The organism is Bacillus haikouensis (assembly GCF_013179555.1).
Classification (GTDB): domain Bacteria; phylum Bacillota; class Bacilli; order Bacillales; family Bacillaceae_B; genus Rossellomorea; species Rossellomorea haikouensis_A.
Genome location: NZ_JABMCR010000066.1, coordinates 1 through 18,022 on the forward strand (window position 1 = coordinate 1; position 18,022 = coordinate 18,022).

The window sequence follows — 18,022 nt, forward strand, 5'->3', positions numbered from 1 at the left end:
TAAATATTCGTCTGGTGACTATGGCGAAGAGGTCACACCCGTTCCCATGCCGAACACGGAAGTTAAGCTCTTCAGCGCCGATGGTAGTTGGGGGCTCTCCCCCTGTGAGAGTAGGACGTCGCCAGGCAAATAGGAATTGAGTAGCTCTTGGGAGTTGCTCTTTTTTTGTATTGTCCGCAATTGATTTTAAGTCTGATCATCTGTCTTTTGACTTCATCGATTTCCAATTCCTCTAAAATGCCTTCGCTTCACTCCAAAATCCCCATTCAGTCATGGCTCGATTGCAGCAGCTATCCACTTATCGAAAACGACGATTTTATTATCAACATTCGAAAGTATTGAATTTCTATTATCAAACCTAAAAATGCTTGTATCATACTTTTTGTGATTATCAAATAAGGAGTCCATATTATCATTCTGCGTAATATATTTTCGGACGCCGTCTCATCATTGAAGCTGCCGGTCCTGTTCCTCTGATTTAATACTGAATGGTCCCAAAGTGACTCCTGCCTGCCGGGCATCTAGATAGATCAACTCCCAATAACTCATCCGTTCCTCTGGCTAACACTGAATACTGAGTCCTGAACACATATGAAAACAAAAAAAGCTGCACATTTTCGGCAGCTTTCATTTATAAAATATGCACTTGCTAGATTGACTTCAAGAAGTACCATACCATATTCGTAAATTTATGAGCGTGTGTTTCCATGTCTGTGTTATTGAATAGTTGTTTAAAAGGCTTCAATAATGGATTGAGTACACTTTTACGAATGCGTTCACGTTGTAATTCGTTCGTGATTGCATCCAATAGATCCTGCTGTTCTTCGTTAAATGTATGCTGCTTTTGCAGCTCAGCAGCACGGGTCAAGATATCTGTCAGGGTTATCGTGCTTTTATTTATATTCGATTGCAATAAATCAATGGCTGAATGATTCAGGACTGAACTGTCATTTTCAAGCATATAAGGGATGATCAGTTCGATGTAGGATAGGACGACATCTGCCAGATGTTTCAAAGAATAAGTGGTGTTCGTCACACGCATTGTAAATAACAAGTATTGCAGCATGCCGTAAAACATGACGGTTGCTTCAAACGCAACTTCCCTGATCTCATCTCCCATTACTTCAATAAAACGATTAGATAGCCAATCCATTTCATATATACGGTGCTGCATCACTAATTTCTTCAGCTCTGCTTCATTCGAAGACAAGATGGCCTCGAACAGAACACTTAAGTTACGTTCTTCGTTCAATTTCATCAGGATGGTGATTTGTTCAATAAAGACTTCGCGATCTTGATTATCTTTGCCGATTTGCATGGCGATCCTCTGTTGGCTTGTGTCATAACGAAGATACTCCAAAATATCGGCGATACAATCATTTTTTGATGAAAAGTAATTGTAGAAAGTACCTTTTGATATATTTGCTTTTTCTATGATCTCCTGAATTGAAGTTTGTTGAAATCCCTTCTCGATGAACAACGATAATGCTATGTCTGCTACTTTCCTTTTTCGATTAGTCATACCTTCCTCCAGTCTGTCTCTATAGTGTAGTATAGATTTCTTATTCTGGAAATACAACACTTTTATACAATGAGTATAAAAGTGTTGCTTTTTTTGGACTATCGGTATAAAATAATTCGGGTAGCAAAATAAAATGAAAAAGTAAAAAGGGATGAGAAAATGGATTCTGCTTTAAAACATAAAAAACCACCATATCTAATGCTTGGGATTCTATTCGTTGGCGCTTTCGTGGCATTTTTAAATAACTCATTATTGAATGTGGCTTTGCCATCCATCATGATTGATTTGGAGATTGCTGATTACTCTACAGTTCAATGGCTGGCTACTGGCTACATGCTTGTCAGTGGTATCTTGATTCCGGCATCGGCATTTTTAATTACCCGCTTCTCGAATCGAAGCCTGGTCATTACATCGCTGGCAATTTTCACACTAGGGACTGCATTAGCAGCATTTGCACCGAATTTTGGTTTATTACTCACTGGACGTATGGTCCAGGCTGCTGGTTCTTCAGTGATGGGACCATTATTAATGAACGTGATGTTAGTCAGTTTCCCGCGTGAAAAACGGGGTGCTGCGATGGGAATTTTCGGTCTGGTCATGATTACCGCACCTGCAATCGGACCTACACTATCCGGGTACATCGTGGAACATCACGACTGGCGTTTACTGTTTGAAATGATTCTGCCTTTAGCAGTCATCAGTTTATTATTGGCTGTTTGGAAGTTCAGGAATGTCATGGAACAAAACAGCAGTGCAACACTTGATTACTTATCTCTTGTATTGTCCTGTATCGGATTTGGGGGATTATTATACGGCTGCAGTACGGCGAGTTCAGATGGTTGGACGGATCCAATCGTTCTGACGACATTGATTGCCGGCGGAATTGCCTTGATCGCGTTTATTGTCCGTCAATTTAAGATTGATGAGCCTCTGCTGGATTTACATGTTTACAAGTACCCGATGTTTGCTCTTGCATCTGTGATTGCAATCGTCAACGCTGTTGCTATGTTTTCAGGTATGATTTTGACGCCTGCGTACGTTCAAAGCGTCCGAGGTATTTCACCTTTGGATTCCGGACTGATGATGCTTCCGGGCGCGATTATCATGGGAATCATGTCGCCGATCACTGGTAAATTATTCGATAAATTCGGTCCGCGTCTTTTATCCCTGACCGGCCTGGCCATTACAGCCATTTCAACGTATATGCTGGCTCATTTACAGCTGGATACAGGTTACGCACATATCATTATGATTTATACCTTGCGTCTGTTTGGTATGTCGATGGTGATGATGCCGATAATGACAAATGGTTTGAATGAGCTGCCAAATCGATTGAATCCGCATGGGACAGCAGTGAACAATACTGCACAGCAAGTGTCTGGTTCTATCGGGACAGCAATCCTTATTACAATTATGAACTCTGTAGCGAAAACCGAAGCCGAAAGTCTGATGAGCGGTGTTGATCCTGCGACGATCACTGAGGCTTCGACAGCTGCATTGACGCAGCAATCACTATTAGCGGGGATTCAATATTCTTTCTATGTGGCTTTAGGAATGAATATGATTGCATTAGTACTTGCCTTATTTGTTAAACGAGTTGACACTAGCTCCGATGCTGTGAATAAAATCGAAAACCAAAGCAAAAAACCTGCATCCAAGCCTGCAACAGTATAACAGGTATATAATAAAATTTGAGGTTCAACGACATTTTTGATGATTTTATCAGGGATATCGTTGAACCTTTTTTTTGAACTTTATAAGGTTTACGGCAATTGCATCTTTTGATTAAAGGTAATAAAACAATTTATTTCAAACTTTATCGGCGCAAATCAACAGCAGGCCATAAACTGGCGCAAAAAAATAGACAAAAGCTACAGCAAGCTTTTGTCCCCAAATAAAGAAATTTAGAATGAGCCTCATTTTATAAAGATTTAAACACGAAGGAAGTGGCGCTTCCTCTTGAAAGGAGTGAAATCTTTATTCATAAGCAAGTCTAATGATAAACGGTTAAAAAGTGAAAACTATTAAAGGTGGATTAGAATTTGATGAGAAAATCCTTTCTCACTTTATAAAATAAGGTTTCCTCCCTGAAAAAAAAGGAAAAAGACTAGCAGGCCTGTTTTTTCTAAAAATTGTCAATGACACTGCATAGATTATTTCACGTAGAATGGTTCAACTTTTACCTGTTTTTTAGTAGAATTAATACTTAATTTCGGTATTGTGTGGCAAAGGAGGAATGACAAGGTGTTGGAGAATAGTGTCATGATGGTCTTGATCATCTTAGTGATAAATATTGTGTACGTGTCTTTTTTTACAATACGGATGATTTTAACGCTGAAGGGCTATCGGTATTTTGCGGCATTTGTGAGTACATTTGAGGTGGTCATTTATGTTGTGGGGCTTGGCCTGGTTCTTGATAACCTGAATGAGATCCAGAATTTGATTGCCTATGCTGTCGGTTATGGCATAGGTGTTGTGGTCGGCATGAAGATTGAAGAGAAGCTCGCACTAGGGTATATTACGGTTAATGTCATAACGAAGGAATATGATAAGGCACTTCCCGACCAGCTCCGTTCAAAAGGGTATGGTGTGACGAACTGGGAAGCGAACGGCCTGGAAGGAAGTCGAATGGCGCTTCAGATCTTGACTCCGCGAAAGTATGAGATGAAGTTGTATGCGACGATAAAAGAGCTGGATCCCAAAGCTTTTATGATTGCGTATGAACCGAAAACGATTCACGGCGGGTTCTGGGTGAAGGCTGTTCGAAATATACGAAAAGGAAACATTAAAATATGAGTAAAAAGAAGTTCTTATTTGAGGTACAAGAGAATGAAACGATAAGTGATTGTCTGGATCGTATGAAGGAGGCAGGTTATATGCCTGTCAGAAGGATGGAGAGACCTGTTTTTGAAGAGCAGAAGGCCGGCGGTAAAACAGAGATTGTCCCTGTTAGACAGACAATTGTATTCGAAGGAAAGAAAATAGAAGGGTGATTTCATTAGAATCCGAACATTAATTTTCAGACATTTAAAATCGTTCGATTATTCGTTGACAGTGCAGTAAAATAGCGTTATGATGAAGACAAATAAATCGAATACCCTCATATAATAATGGGAATATGGCCCGAAAGTTTCTACCTGGCTGCCGTAAACGGCCGGACTATGAGGGAAAGTGAATGTCTGGATACAGAAGCGTCTTAAAGACCCTGACTCGAAGGGCTCTCTTTTTGTACGGTTAAAATACCCGGATCAATTGCTTTCTCTCATTATGCAGAGATCAATTGATCCGGGTATTTTTTTGCATGAAAGGTAACAAAGCTGCAAAAAGAGCTTATGTAAAGATTACTAGTGGGAGGTGCCTGTCACAATTATGATAGCTGTTATTATGGGAAGTACATCAGACTGGGAAACGATGAGGCATGCATGCGACATTCTGGATGAGCTCGAGGTTCCATATGAAAAACGGGTGGTATCGGCTCACAGAACACCTGATTATATGTTCGAATACGCAGAATCTGCGAGAGATAGAGGAATAAAGGTAATCATTGCAGGGGCAGGCGGTGCTGCCCATCTTCCAGGCATGGTTGCTGCGAAAACGACACTTCCTGTCATAGGGGTGCCGGTTCAATCGAAGGCGCTGAATGGAATGGATTCGCTTCTCTCCATTGTACAGATGCCGGGGGGAGTGCCGGTAGCGACGGTGGCGATCGGAAAAGCTGGTGCGACAAACGCAGGACTGCTGGCTTCCCAGATCTTATCCATTGAGGACGAAAAATTGGCTGACACGTTAGAAAACAGACGGGAATCCTTAAGAGAGAAGGTGTTGGAAAGCAGTGATGACCTTGAATAAGAAAACAATTTTACCGGGACAGACAATCGGAATCATCGGCGGAGGACAGCTGGGCCGGATGATGGCTCTCTCTGCAAAGCATAATGGCTTTCGGATAGCGGTCTTGGATCCTTCACCTTCTTCTCCTTGTGCACAGGTTGCCGACTTGGTGATTACCGCACCATTTGATCAGTATGAAGCATTGGACCGCCTTGCCGACGTGTCGGATGTGATTACCTATGAATTCGAGAATATCGACTATGACGCGTTGAAATGGCTGTCTGCAAGAGCTTACCTGCCTCAGGGAGCTGAGCTGATCCGCATCACGCAGGACCGCATAAAAGAAAAGGAAGCCCTGACGCTTGCAGGAGTAGAAGTGGCTCCTTATGCTGTGATTCAACAGGAAGAAGATATCTATGATAATATAGAAAAGCTTGGCTATCCAGCTGTTTTGAAAACATCAAGGGGCGGATATGACGGCAAGGGTCAATTTGTGATTCGCAGAGTGGAGGAAGTGAGCGATGCTGCAGTGCTTTTGGAAAACGGACCATGCGTGCTGGAAAAGTGGATCCCTTTTCAAAAAGAACTTTCTGTCATTGTGACCAGGAACCCGGGTGGACAGCAAACGCATTTCCCGGTAGTGGAGAATATTCATGTCGATAATATACTGCATGAAACGATTGCTCCGGCGCGTATCGAGGATAGAATCTCACGAATAGCAATTGATATGGCGGAGAAGATCAGCGAGACGCTTGATTTGGTAGGGACACTTGCCATTGAAATGTTCTTGACGGAGGACGGAGCCATTTATATCAATGAACTGGCACCGAGACCCCACAACTCAGGACATTATTCAATCGAGGCGTGTGATTCCTCTCAATTCGACCAGCATATCAAAGCGATTTGTAACTGGCCGCTTGTTCAGCCTTCCTTATTAAAGGACGCTGTGATGGTTAATCTATTAGGAGAGCATATAGAGCCAATAATGAAGGCAATTCCAAAACAACCGGACTGGTTCATCCATCTTTACGGCAAAGATGTACCGAAGCCGAAACGGAAGATGGGACATGTCACCATTCTGACAGAGGATATCGAGGAAACGATCACTGATGTGAATGAAGCGGGGATTTGGAACGTACAGGAAAAGATCGGAGGACGATGAAATGATTGAACGTTATACACGCCCGGAAATGGGAGCAATTTGGACTGAGGAAAATCGGTTTCAAGCTTGGCTTGAAGTTGAAATCTTAGCATGTGAAGCATGGGCTGAAATCGGGGACATTCCTAAAGAGGACGTAGCGAAGATTCGTGAAAACGCAGGCTTCAATGTCGAGCGCATTAAAGAAATCGAAGCAGAAACCCGACACGATGTCGTGGCATTCACAAGAGCAGTTTCTGAAACACTGGGAGAAGAAAGAAAATGGGTCCATTACGGTCTTACTTCAACGGACGTGGTGGATACGGCTCTTTCCTACCAATTAAAGCAGGCGAACGAAATTATCCTGAAGGACTTGGAACGATTCGTGGAGATTTTGAAAAACAAAGCGATCGAGCATAAACATACGGTGATGATGGGAAGAACGCATGGTGTCCACGCTGAGCCGACGACATTCGGTTTGAAGCTTGCTCTTTGGTACGAAGAGATGAAGCGTAACGTCGAGCGTTTTAAAACAGCTGCGGACGGAGTGGAATTCGGTAAGATTTCCGGTGCGGTCGGAACATATGCAAATATCGATCCATTCGTTGAGAAGTATGTTTGTGAAAAGCTCGGCATCACGCCTGCACCAGTCTCGACTCAAACGCTGCAGCGTGACCGTCACGCCCACTACATGGGGACACTTGCATTGATTGCCACATCCATCGAGAAGTTTGCGGTTGAAGTGCGCGGGTTGCAAAAGAGTGAAACACGTGAAGTGGAAGAGTTTTTTGCAAAAGGTCAAAAAGGCTCATCGGCCATGCCTCACAAGCGAAACCCGATCGGTTCAGAGAATATGACCGGCATGGCACGTGTCATCAGAGGATACATGATGACCGCATATGAAAATGTACCGTTATGGCATGAGCGTGATATCTCTCACTCATCTGCAGAACGTGTGATTTTGCCGGATGCGACGATCGCTCTTAATTATATGCTTAACCGTTTCGGTACTATCGTGAAGAATTTGACGGTCTTCCCGGAGAATATGCAGCGCAACATGGATCGTACGCTTGGCCTGATCTACTCGCAGCGCGTTCTGCTTGCCCTGATTGATAAAGGCATGACGCGTGAGGAAGCATATGATACGGTTCAGCCTAAAGCGATGGAAGCATGGGAGAAACAGGTTGCATTCCGTTCGCTTATTGAAGAAGATGAAACCATCACTTCCAAGCTTGCGCCTGCAGAAATTGATGACTGCTTCGATTATAACTATCACCTGAAGCATGTCGATACAATCTTTGAACGCTGCGGCTTGGTGTAATAAGAACTTCGACAAATACATAGGGCAGGGGTTTTAGACGAATCCCTCCCTTTTTTTATCCAAATATAGACTGAAGATTGTCAAAATTATGATAACAGGGGGATTTCGCATGGAAAAAGGGACGCTTTTATACGAAGGCAAAGCGAAACAAATTTTCTCCACGAGCGATGAGGAAGTCGTTTGGATCCAGTATAAGAATTCCGCCACTGCTTTTAACGGGGAAAAGAAAGCGGATATCGATGGCAAAGGGGTATTAAATAATAAGATTTCGAGTCTGCTATTTTCAAAGCTGGCTCAAAAAGGAATCGACAGTCATTTCATTAAGCAATTATCCGATTATGAGCAGCTGGTCAGACGGGTGGAGATCATCCCAATTGAAGTGGTCGTGAGGAATGTGATGGCAGGAAGTCTTTCGAAACGGCTGGGAGTTGAAGAAGGAACGCCGCTGCCGAAACCGATCATCGAATTTTATTATAAAAATGATGACCTTGGCGATCCATTGATCACGGATGATCACATTGATTATTTGGAGATTGCCACTTGGGAAGAGCGTGCAGAGTTAAGAGAGAAGGCTATTCAAGTAAATGAAGTCCTTCAAGGAATCTTTAAAGATGCAGGAGTCCTTTTAGTAGATTTTAAATTGGAATTCGGAAAAGACCGTTCCGGAAAGATCCTGCTGGGGGATGAAATATCACCGGATACATGCCGATTATGGGATGAAGATACGAGACAGAAGCTTGATAAGGATGTTTTCAGAAGAAATTTAGGAAGTTTAACAGAAGTATATTCAATCATTTTAGAACGCTTGGGAGGAAATGACTTATGTACAAAGTAAAAGTTTACATCACGTTAAGAGAAAGTGTATTGGATCCTCAAGGAAGTGCTGTTAAACAAGCCCTTCATTCAATGGAGTTCAAGTCCGTTGAAGATGTGCGCGTCGGAAAGTATATGGAGCTAACCCTTCCATCAACTGTCGAAAATGTGGAGGCAGCGGTCGAAGAGATGTGCCACCGTCTACTGGCTAACCCTGTGATCGAGGATTATCGATATGAGATCGAGGAGAGTGTGTCTCAATGAAGTTTGCGGTGATTGTATTTCCAGGCTCAAACTGTGACATTGATATGTACCATGCGATCAAAGATGAAATCGGTGAAGAGGTCGACTACGTTTGGCATGATGACCTTTCTCTTGAAGACTATGATGCCATTCTGCTGCCTGGCGGATTCTCATATGGGGATTACCTCCGTTCAGGTGCGATTGCCCGTTTTTCAAATGTGATGAAAGAAGTCGTTCAAGCGGCAGAACAAGGAAAGCCGGTTCTGGGTGTATGCAATGGGTTTCAAATATTGCTGGAAACAGGACTGTTACCTGGAGCGATGCGCCGAAATGACAGCTTGAAGTTCATTTGCAAAACCGTTCCTCTAACGGTTGAGAACAATGAAACGATGTTTACATGCAGCTATGAAAAAGGAGCGGAAATCCAGATACCGATCGCACACGGTGAAGGGAACTATTTCTGTGATGAAGAAACGCTTGCGAAGCTCAAGGAGAACAATCAAATCGCGTTCACCTACAGCATGAATAACCCGAATGGCAGTGTGGCTGATATAGCGGGAATTACGAATGAGCGCGGGAATGTCCTTGGCATGATGCCTCACCCGGAGCGTGCGATGGATACTTTATTAGGTAGTGAAGACGGGAAGAAACTCTTTCAATCGATTGTCAAACACTGGAGGGAAAAACATGTCGTTAATGCTTGAACCAACCCCATCAAAGGTGAAAGAAGAACAGCTTTATCGTGAAATGGGATTAACAGACGAAGAATTTTCAATGGTGGAAAACATCCTGGGAAGAACACCGAACTACACGGAGACCGGGCTTTTCTCGGTCATGTGGTCAGAGCACTGCAGCTATAAAAATTCCAAGCCTGTCCTAAGGAAGTTTCCGGTGACGGGCGAGCGTGTTCTTCAAGGACCTGGAGAAGGAGCTGGGATTGTTGATATTGGCGATGATCAGGCAGTGGTGTTCAAAATCGAAAGTCATAACCACCCTTCAGCGATTGAACCATATCAAGGAGCAGCGACGGGTGTCGGGGGCATTATTCGTGATGTATTCTCGATGGGAGCGAGACCTATTGCACTCCTCAACTCTTTACGCTTTGGAGAGCTGGATTCTCCTCGTGTTCAGTATCTATTTAAAGAAGTAGTGGCCGGGATCGCCGGTTACGGAAACTGCATCGGAATCCCAACAGTCGGAGGGGAAGTCCAATTCGATGCTTCGTACGAAGGAAACCCGCTCGTCAATGCCATGTGTGTCGGCTTGATCGATCATAAAGATATTAAAAAAGGACAGGCACACGGTGTCGGCAATACCGTGATGTATGTCGGAGCGAAGACCGGCCGTGACGGGATACACGGTGCCACGTTTGCTTCAGAGGAACTGAACGAAGGGTCTGAAGAGAAGCGCCCGGCCGTTCAAGTAGGCGATCCATTCATGGAAAAATTACTCCTTGAAGCATGTCTTGAGCTGGTCAAGAACGATGCATTGGTAGGAATTCAGGATATGGGAGCAGCAGGTTTGACCAGCTCATCTGCAGAGATGGCGTCCAAAGCCGGATCTGGGATCGAGATGAATCTTGATTTGGTGCCTCAGCGTGAGAGAGGCATGACGGCATATGAAATGATGCTGTCAGAATCACAGGAGCGTATGCTGATTGTTGTTGAAAAAGGACGCGAACAGGAAATCGTCGACCTGTTTTCAAAGTATGACCTAGAAGCGGTTTCAATCGGGAAGGTAACAGATGATAAACGCCTTCGCCTTCTTCATAAAGGGGAAGTGGTATCGGATGTCCCGGTTGATGCACTTGCGGAGGAAGCACCAGTCTACAATAAACCATCTGAAGAAGCGGTTTACTATAAAGAGTTTCAAGCGATGAAAACGCCGGTACCTAAAGTGGATGATAATAAAGAAACTCTGCTTGCTTTATTGCAGCAGCCGACGATCGCAAGCAAGGAATGGGTCTACGACCAATATGATCACCAGGTAAGAACAAGCACGGTTGTCAGCCCGGGCTCTGATGCAGCAGTTGTGCGTGTGCGCGGTACGAGAAAAGCACTTGCGATGACCACGGATTGTAATTCGCGCTATCTGTATTTAGACCCTGAAGTCGGCGGGAAGATTGCCGTGGCGGAAGCTGCACGGAATATCGTGTGTTCGGGTGGAATACCGCTTGCAATCACAGACTGTTTGAACTTCGGAAACCCGGAGAAACCTGAAATCTTCTGGCAGATCGAAAAGTCAGTGGACGGGATGAGCGAAGCGTGCCGTGAGCTTTCAACTCCGGTTATCGGAGGGAATGTATCACTCTATAACGAATCAATGGGTACAGCCGTTTACCCGACACCGGTAGTCGGCATGGTCGGTCTTGTTGAAGATGTTGATCATATTATGACCCAAAACTTCAAGGAGGCTGGAGACCTCATTTATATCATCGGGGAAACACGTGAGGAATTCGGCGGAAGTGAGCTGCAGAAGCTGACGGAAGGGAAGATCTTCGGACAGGCACCATCCATTGATTTAAAGATCGAGCTTCGTCGTCAGATGCAGCTTTTAGAAGCGATTCAAAAAGGATTGGTTGCTTCTGCCCACGATATAGCGGAAGGCGGACTGGCTGTCGCGCTTTCAGAATCAACGTTCGGTACGAATGGGCTGGGGGCTGAAATTATCGTTAACGGTGACTGTCATGTGTCGGATCTGTTCAGTGAGACGCAATCCCGATTCCTTGTGTCTGTGAAACCTGAGAATAGGGAAGAGTTTGAGAAGCTGGTAGGGGAAGCAAAGGCTGTTGGAGCGGTAAAGAAAGATGGAGAGATCACTATAGCAACCCGCAGAGCCGAAGTTCTTTTACAAGCGTCAGTCGGGGAACTTGAATCAGCCTGGAGAGGAGCGATTCCATGCTTACTGAAATCAAAGGTTTAAACGAAGAGTGCGGCGTGTTCGGTATATGGGGACACCCCAATGCTGCTCAAATTACGTATTACGGACTACACAGTTTGCAGCACCGCGGGCAGGAAGGCACCGGGGTTGTCGTTTCGGACGGTGAAAGCCTGCGGGGCCATAAAGGGGAAGGACTCGTAACGGAAGTGTTCCAGGAAGGCTCGATTGAGAAACTGACAGGATTCGGCGCAATCGGGCATGTCCGCTATGCGACGGCTGGAGGCGGGGGTTATGAGAATGTTCAGCCTCTTCTTTTCAACTCGCAGAGCGGCGGGCTTGCGCTGGCTCACAACGGGAATCTGGTCAATGCGAACGCCTTAAAGCATCAGCTTGAGGGGCAGGGCAGCATTTTTCAAACAAGCTCAGATACGGAAGTCCTCGCACATTTGATTAAAAGAAGCGGATATTATCAATTGAAGGACCGGGTGAAAAATGCGCTGACAATGTTGAAAGGGGCTTATGCGTTCCTGGTCATGACAGAAACAGAGATGATGGTGGCCCTTGATCCGCATGGTCTGCGTCCCTTGTCACTTGCGAAAATCGGTGATGCATACTGTGTCGCGTCAGAAACTTGTGCCTTTGATATCGTTGGAGCTGAATTTGTCCGTGACATCGAACCGGGAGAGCTTGTGATCATAAATGATGAGGGCATTACCTCTGAACGATTTAGTTATTCAAATGGCAATGCGATGTGCACGATGGAATATGTGTACTTTTCAAGACCGGACAGCAATATTCAGGGTATCAACGTTCATTCAGCACGTAAACGGATGGGGATGGAGCTTGCACAAGAGGCACCAATCGAAGCGGATGTTGTAACGGGGGTGCCTGACTCCAGTATTTCAAGCGCAATCGGTTATGCGGAAGCTTCTGGAATCCCGTATGAAATGGGACTCATCAAAAATCGCTATGTCGGAAGGACCTTCATTCAGCCATCCCAGTCTCTTCGTGAGCAGGGTGTGAAAATGAAGCTTTCCCCGGTAAGAGGAGTAGTGGAAGGAAAGCGGGTCGTGATGGTGGATGACTCCATCGTACGCGGTACGACGAGCAGGCGGATTGTCAGCATGCTGAAGGAAGCGGGAGCGAAGGAAGTGCATGTATGCATCAGCTCGCCTCCAATCAAGAATCCATGTTTTTATGGAATCGATACCTCCACTCATGAAGAATTGATCGCTTCTTCTAATTCAGTGGAAGAAATGCGCGAAATCATCGGTGCAGATTCATTGACGTTCCTTAGTACGGATGGTGTATTGAAAGCCATCGGGCGAGATGATTCATCCGAGAACCGCGGTCAGTGCCTTGCGTGTTTCACCGGGAAGTATCCGACAGAAATCTACCCGGATACACTTCATCCGCATGAAAAAGAGCTTGTGAAATAGGGGGAATTGAGATGGCAAATGCGTATCGGCAGGCAGGCGTGGATATAGAAGCAGGATATGAATCGGTTGAACGGATTAAAAAGCATGTGAAACGGACTGCACGCGAAGGCGTACTCGGGCAGCTGGGGAGCTTTGGCGGCATGTTTGACCTTTCGCAGCTCGGTTTGAAGGAACCGGTGCTGGTATCGGGTACGGACGGTGTCGGGACGAAGCTGAAGCTGGCGTTCATGGCGGACCGGCACGACACGATTGGCATCGACTGTGTCGCAATGTGCGTGAATGATATCGTCGTTCAGGGAGCGGAGCCCTTGTATTTCTTGGATTATATAGCAACGGGGAAAGCTCGGCCGGAAAAGATTGAAGGTATTGTTAAAGGGATTGCGGACGGATGCGAAGCGGCGGGCTGTGCACTGATTGGCGGCGAGACGGCGGAAATGCCGGGAATGTATACAAATGATGAATATGATATCGCCGGCTTTGCAGTGGGTGCGTGCGAAAAGAAACAAATTGTCACAGGAGAAAATATTTCTGAAGGAAATATGTTAATCGGACTGGGCTCGAGTGGTATACACAGTAATGGATACTCTTTGGTACGGAAGATCTTTTTTGAAGATCATGCTTTTTCCTTGGAAGAATCTTTACCGGAATTGAAAAGCACACTAAAGGAAGCGCTCCTTACACCGACCAGAATTTATGTGAAACCGGTGCTGGCTGTATTAAACCAGTACAAAATTAATGGCATGTCACATATAACCGGCGGAGGATTCATCGAGAATATCCCACGGATGATGCCTGACGGACTTGGAGTTGTCATTCACGAGGGAAGCTGGGAAATACCGGATATCTTTGCGGCACTGAAGCGGTACGGCGGCATCCCTCAGGAAGAAATGTACAATATCTTCAACATGGGGATTGGTTTTGTGCTTGCAGTCGACGAGAGTGACGCCGAAGACATCGTCGGTTTCCTGAACGAACAGGGAGAAGCAGCCTGCATCATCGGTAAGGTTTCTAACAGAGAAGGAGTACAAATCGTACAAAAACCGAGTCAGTAATGGAGGCTTAGTCATGAGACAGATTGCCATTTTTGCTTCAGGAAGCGGAACTAATTTTCAAGCGTTAGTAGATGCTGTCCAAGCTGGTACCCTGAAAGCCAACATCAGTCTTTTAGTGTGCGACCAGCCAGGAGCCTTTGTCATTCAAAGGGCGCAGTCAGCAGGGATTCCCGCTTATGTGTTCCGGGCAAAGGACTTTGAAAACAAACAAGCATTCGAACAGGAAATCTTACATCAGCTAGAGATCGAAGGAGTGGACTTCATCGTGCTGGCAGGGTATATGAGGCTGATCGGTCCCACCCTGCTTGAAGGCTATGGGGGAAGGATTGTGAACATCCATCCTTCGCTTCTGCCTGCATTCCCCGGGAAGGATGCAATCGGTCAGGCTCTTGAGGCAGGTGTGAAAATCACGGGCGTCACGGTTCATTTCGTGGACGCCGGGATGGACACAGGAGAAATCATCGCGCAGGAAATCGTGCGCGTGACAAATGGAGAGACAAGACAATCGCTCCAAGACAAAATCCAGCACGTCGAACACCATCTGTACCGCACCACCCTGAACCACCTCTTCCTCACCACAGGCCATTGAACATGGCATGGTGGTAATGCGTAGAGTTGCGGGCTGAAAGGTTAATAAATAGTGAGCAGTTAGAGGAGGAGCCATAGTGAAAAAAAGAGCGTTAATCAGCGTGTCAGATAAAAGTGGAATCGTGGAATTCGTACAAGAGTTAAAGCAATTGGGATATGAGATCATTTCTACCGGGGGAACGAAACAGCTTCTCCTTCAAAATGATGTGGAAGTCATGGGAGTGGAAGATGTAACAGGCTTTCCGGAAATCCTTGAAGGCCGGGTGAAAACTCTTCATCCATCCATTCACGGAGGTCTGCTTGCTAAGCGGGGCGAAGAATCCCACCGACAACAGCTTGAGGAGCAGGGAATCGAAGGGATCGACCTTGTCTGTGTGAATCTGTATCCTTTTCAGCAAACAATCGCAAAGCCGAATGTCGGAGTCGAGGAAGCAATTGAGAATATTGATATCGGCGGACCTGCGATGCTGCGCGCATCTGCCAAGAATCATGAATATGTAACGGTTGTCGTCGATGCACTGGACTATGACAATGTAATCGCTGACTTAAAGCTGAATGGAGAATTATCTCATGAGAACCGCCGCAAGCTTGCTGCGAAAGTGTTCCGCCATACGGCAGCATATGACGCGTATATCGCTGAGTATATGACAGACGTATCCGGAGAGGAGAATCCGGAGCGCGTCACGATGACTTACGAATTGAAACAAAGCCTGCGTTATGGGGAAAATCCACACCAGAAAGCTTCTTTTTATCGTGCCCCGCTTGGTTCTGAATTTTCAGTAGCGATGGCAAGACAGCTGCACGGCAAGGAGTTGTCTTATAATAATATCAATGATGCAAATGCAGCTCTTCAAATCGTCAAAGAGTTCACTGAACCTGCTGCAGTCGCTGTCAAGCATATGAATCCTTGCGGCGTCGGTGTGGGTGAGACGATTAACGAAGCTTACTCAAAAGCCTATGAAGCAGACTCGACTTCAATCTTTGGAGGCATCGTGGCATTGAACCGGGTGGTTGACGAAGAAACGGCCAAACAGCTTCATGAAATTTTCCTGGAAATCGTCATAGCACCATCCTTCAGTGACGAAGCATTTGAAATTCTTTCAAGTAAAAAGAACATCAGACTAATGACGGTACCATTCGAATCCACCAATAATGTTGAGCAGAAAATCACCACGGTGGAGGGCGGACTTCTCGTCCAATCAGATGACACCTTTACTCTTGATGATGCTGATGTAAGAGTCGTGACAAAAAGAGAGCCGACCGAGGAAGAATGGGCAAGCATGAAACTGGGCTGGAAAGTAGTGAAGCACGTGAAATCAAACGCTATCGTCCTGACCGATTCTCAAATGACCATCGGAGTGGGTGCAGGGCAGATGAACCGTGTAGGTGCAGCCAAGATCGCAATAGAACAAGCGGGTGAAAGAGCCGTCGGATCCAGCATGGCTTCAGACGCCTTCTTCCCGATGGATGATACTGTGGAGGCAGCAGCCAAAGCAGGCGTTACAGCGATCATCCAGCCGGGAGGATCGATTCGTGATGAAGACTCGATTAAGAAAGCGGATGAACACGGAATGACCATGGTATTTACCGGAATTCGTCATTTTAAGCACTAAGATATATGAGCAGATGAGATATGGTTGTCTGACTGCCGGCTTTTGGTGGGGAATCAGGGGTGCCAGGCACAATTCGGCTGTTTTGAGCCAGGCACAAATGAAGTGTTTTGTGCCAGGCACCATTCTAAAACGGTGTGTATCAGGTGCAAGTGACCCAGAATTGTACCGTGCACACACCACTGTTACACCCACTCTCTCACCTGGATCCATCATAATACTATAGAACGCTACCGCAATGAGGGACTTGCCTTTATCTTGATAAAGGATCAATCCCGTATCAAATTTCACCCCTCCTCGTTATTTAATAAAAGGAGGGGTTTGGTATAAGGGGGAAATTTTTAATGAGAGTACTTGTGATTGGTCGCGGCGGCCGCGAGCATGCGATTGTGAAAAGGTTGGCTGAAAGTGATAGTGTGACCGATGTTTTTTGCGCACCCGGTAACCCCGGGATCGGGGACGTTGCTGAGTTGATACCGGTGAATGAAACAGACAGTGAGGCATTAATTTCTGCTGCAAAGGAAAAACAGATAGATTTTACAATCGTAGGACCTGAAAATCCGCTGCTTGAAGGGATTGCAGATGAGTTTCAGGCGCGTGGTTTAAAGGTCTTCGGACCAACAAAAGACGCCGCTATCATAGAAGGAAGCAAATCTTTTTCGAAAGAGTTGATGAAGAAGTACAATATCCCGACGGCAGCCTATGAGGTGTTTACAGACATAGATGCAGCCACCGCTTATATCAAGAAATCCGGAGCTCCGATTGTCATCAAGGCAGACGGGCTTGCAGCCGGCAAAGGGGTCGTGGTTGCAGAGACAGAAGATGAAGCGATTCAAGCGCTGCAAGAAATGCTTCTGAATAAAAAGTTTGGGGATGCATCCGTGAAAGTAGTCGTGGAAGAATGTTTGGTGGGTGAAGAGTTTTCCCTGATGGCCTTCGTACAGGGTGAGAAGGTGTATCCGATGGTAATTGCTCAAGACCATAAACGGGCTTTCGATGGAGATCAAGGGCCGAATACAGGTGGAATGGGTGCCTATTCGCCGGTTCCGCATATTTCGGAAGAGGTTGTGAAAGAAGCTGTAGCTACGGTTCTTGTACCGACAGCTGAAGCCATGGTACAAGAAGGACGTTCATTTACCGGCATTCTTTATGCGGGGCTCATGCTCACCTCCGATGGTCCGAAAGTGATTGAATTCAATGCACGATTCGGGGATCCTGAAACACAAGTTGTGCTTCCTCGGCTGAAATCCGATTTTGGGATGGTCATTCATGATCTTTTGGAAGACCGTGAAGTGGATCTTGAATGGAAAGAAGAAGCCGTTATGGGAGTGGTATTGGCATCCGAAGGGTATCCTGAGACTTATGAAAAAGGCATACGCCTGCCAGAGCTAAAGACTCTTGATGAGGAAGCACTCATTTATCATGCCGGAACAGCTTTCAATCAAGAAGGGGAACTGGTTACTGACGGAGGCAGGGTAATGTTGATTGCTGCCGAAGCAGACACAGTGGAAAAAGCCCATGCATCCGTTTATGAACACTTAAAAAAGCTTCAATGGTTAGGTCTCTTTTACAGAAGTGATATAGGCAA

16 protein-coding genes, 1 rRNA gene and 1 riboswitch are annotated in these 18,022 nt (G+C 45.7%); of the genes, 16 read left to right on the top strand and 1 reads right to left on the bottom strand.

Going from position 1 to position 18,022, the window contains the following annotated elements; all coding sequences use genetic code 11:
- Positions 1-10 precede the first annotated feature (10 nt).
- Positions 11-127, top strand: a 5S ribosomal RNA gene (rrf, locus tag HP456_RS08545).
- 522 nt (positions 128-649) lie between these two features.
- Here rrf and HP456_RS08550 read toward each other — a convergent pair.
- On the bottom strand, positions 650-1,522 hold the full coding sequence (locus HP456_RS08550; RefSeq protein ID WP_172250030.1) for a TetR/AcrR family transcriptional regulator: 873 nt from the start codon (positions 1,520-1,522) through the stop codon (positions 650-652).
- A gap of 159 nt (positions 1,523-1,681) precedes the next feature.
- Between HP456_RS08550 and HP456_RS08555 the strand changes: the two genes are divergently transcribed.
- From HP456_RS08555 to purD, 15 genes are all read left to right on the top strand, one after another.
- Positions 1,682-3,196, top strand: coding sequence for a DHA2 family efflux MFS transporter permease subunit (locus HP456_RS08555; RefSeq protein WP_172250032.1), 1,515 nt, complete (start codon positions 1,682-1,684; stop codon positions 3,194-3,196).
- A 588-nt stretch (positions 3,197-3,784) separates the two neighbouring features.
- Positions 3,785-4,318 carry a DUF2179 domain-containing protein gene (locus HP456_RS08560; RefSeq protein WP_246288884.1) on the top strand — a complete coding sequence of 178 codons (534 nt, stop codon included), beginning with the start codon at positions 3,785-3,787 and terminating at the stop codon, positions 4,316-4,318.
- Positions 4,315-4,515, top strand: coding sequence for an NETI motif-containing protein (locus tag HP456_RS08565; RefSeq protein WP_172250034.1), 201 nt, complete (start codon positions 4,315-4,317; stop codon positions 4,513-4,515). The genes HP456_RS08560 and HP456_RS08565 overlap by 4 nt, the downstream gene beginning before the upstream one ends.
- Positions 4,516-4,602: 87 nt before the next feature.
- Positions 4,603-4,704: riboswitch (purine riboswitch) on the top strand.
- A 187-nt stretch (positions 4,705-4,891) separates the two neighbouring features.
- Positions 4,892-5,371: a 5-(carboxyamino)imidazole ribonucleotide mutase gene (purE, locus tag HP456_RS08570; RefSeq protein WP_172250036.1), complete on the top strand. Its 480-nt coding sequence runs from the start codon at positions 4,892-4,894 to the stop codon at positions 5,369-5,371.
- Positions 5,364-6,512, top strand: coding sequence for a 5-(carboxyamino)imidazole ribonucleotide synthase (gene purK / locus HP456_RS08575; protein WP_376766202.1), 1,149 nt, complete (start codon positions 5,364-5,366; stop codon positions 6,510-6,512). The genes purE and purK overlap by 8 nt, the downstream gene beginning before the upstream one ends.
- Position 6,513: 1 nt before the next feature.
- Positions 6,514-7,809, top strand: coding sequence for an adenylosuccinate lyase (purB, locus tag HP456_RS08580; protein ID WP_172250038.1), 1,296 nt, complete (start codon positions 6,514-6,516; stop codon positions 7,807-7,809).
- A gap of 109 nt (positions 7,810-7,918) precedes the next feature.
- Positions 7,919-8,644, top strand: a complete 726-nt coding sequence (gene purC, locus HP456_RS08585; protein ID WP_172250040.1) for a phosphoribosylaminoimidazolesuccinocarboxamide synthase — start codon at positions 7,919-7,921, stop codon at positions 8,642-8,644.
- Positions 8,632-8,886 carry a phosphoribosylformylglycinamidine synthase subunit PurS gene (purS, locus tag HP456_RS08590; protein WP_172250042.1) on the top strand — a complete coding sequence of 85 codons (255 nt, stop codon included), beginning with the start codon at positions 8,632-8,634 and terminating at the stop codon, positions 8,884-8,886. The genes purC and purS overlap by 13 nt, the downstream gene beginning before the upstream one ends.
- Positions 8,883-9,569, top strand: coding sequence for a phosphoribosylformylglycinamidine synthase subunit PurQ (purQ, locus tag HP456_RS08595; RefSeq protein WP_172250044.1), 687 nt, complete (start codon positions 8,883-8,885; stop codon positions 9,567-9,569). The genes purS and purQ overlap by 4 nt, the downstream gene beginning before the upstream one ends.
- Positions 9,553-11,787: a phosphoribosylformylglycinamidine synthase subunit PurL gene (purL, locus tag HP456_RS08600; protein WP_172250046.1), complete on the top strand. Its 2,235-nt coding sequence runs from the start codon at positions 9,553-9,555 to the stop codon at positions 11,785-11,787. Before purQ ends, purL begins: the two co-directional genes overlap by 17 nt.
- On the top strand, positions 11,763-13,184 hold the full coding sequence (gene purF, locus HP456_RS08605; RefSeq protein ID WP_172250048.1) for an amidophosphoribosyltransferase: 1,422 nt from the start codon (positions 11,763-11,765) through the stop codon (positions 13,182-13,184). Before purL ends, purF begins: the two co-directional genes overlap by 25 nt.
- A gap of 11 nt (positions 13,185-13,195) precedes the next feature.
- The gene (purM, locus tag HP456_RS08610) at positions 13,196-14,236 is read left to right on the top strand and encodes a phosphoribosylformylglycinamidine cyclo-ligase (protein ID WP_172250050.1); all 1,041 of its coding nucleotides are present in this window, start codon (positions 13,196-13,198) and stop codon (positions 14,234-14,236) included.
- 13 nt (positions 14,237-14,249) lie between these two features.
- Complete coding sequence (purN, locus tag HP456_RS08615; protein WP_172250052.1) at positions 14,250-14,825, top strand: phosphoribosylglycinamide formyltransferase; 576 nt, start codon at positions 14,250-14,252, stop codon at positions 14,823-14,825.
- Positions 14,826-14,901: 76 nt separating this feature from the next.
- Positions 14,902-16,437, top strand: coding sequence for a bifunctional phosphoribosylaminoimidazolecarboxamide formyltransferase/IMP cyclohydrolase (gene purH, locus HP456_RS08620; protein WP_172250054.1), 1,536 nt, complete (start codon positions 14,902-14,904; stop codon positions 16,435-16,437).
- Between the two features lie 341 nt (positions 16,438-16,778).
- Positions 16,779-18,022 (top strand): phosphoribosylamine--glycine ligase (gene purD, locus HP456_RS08625; protein WP_172250056.1); only part of this gene is annotated, 1,244 nt, incomplete at its 3' end.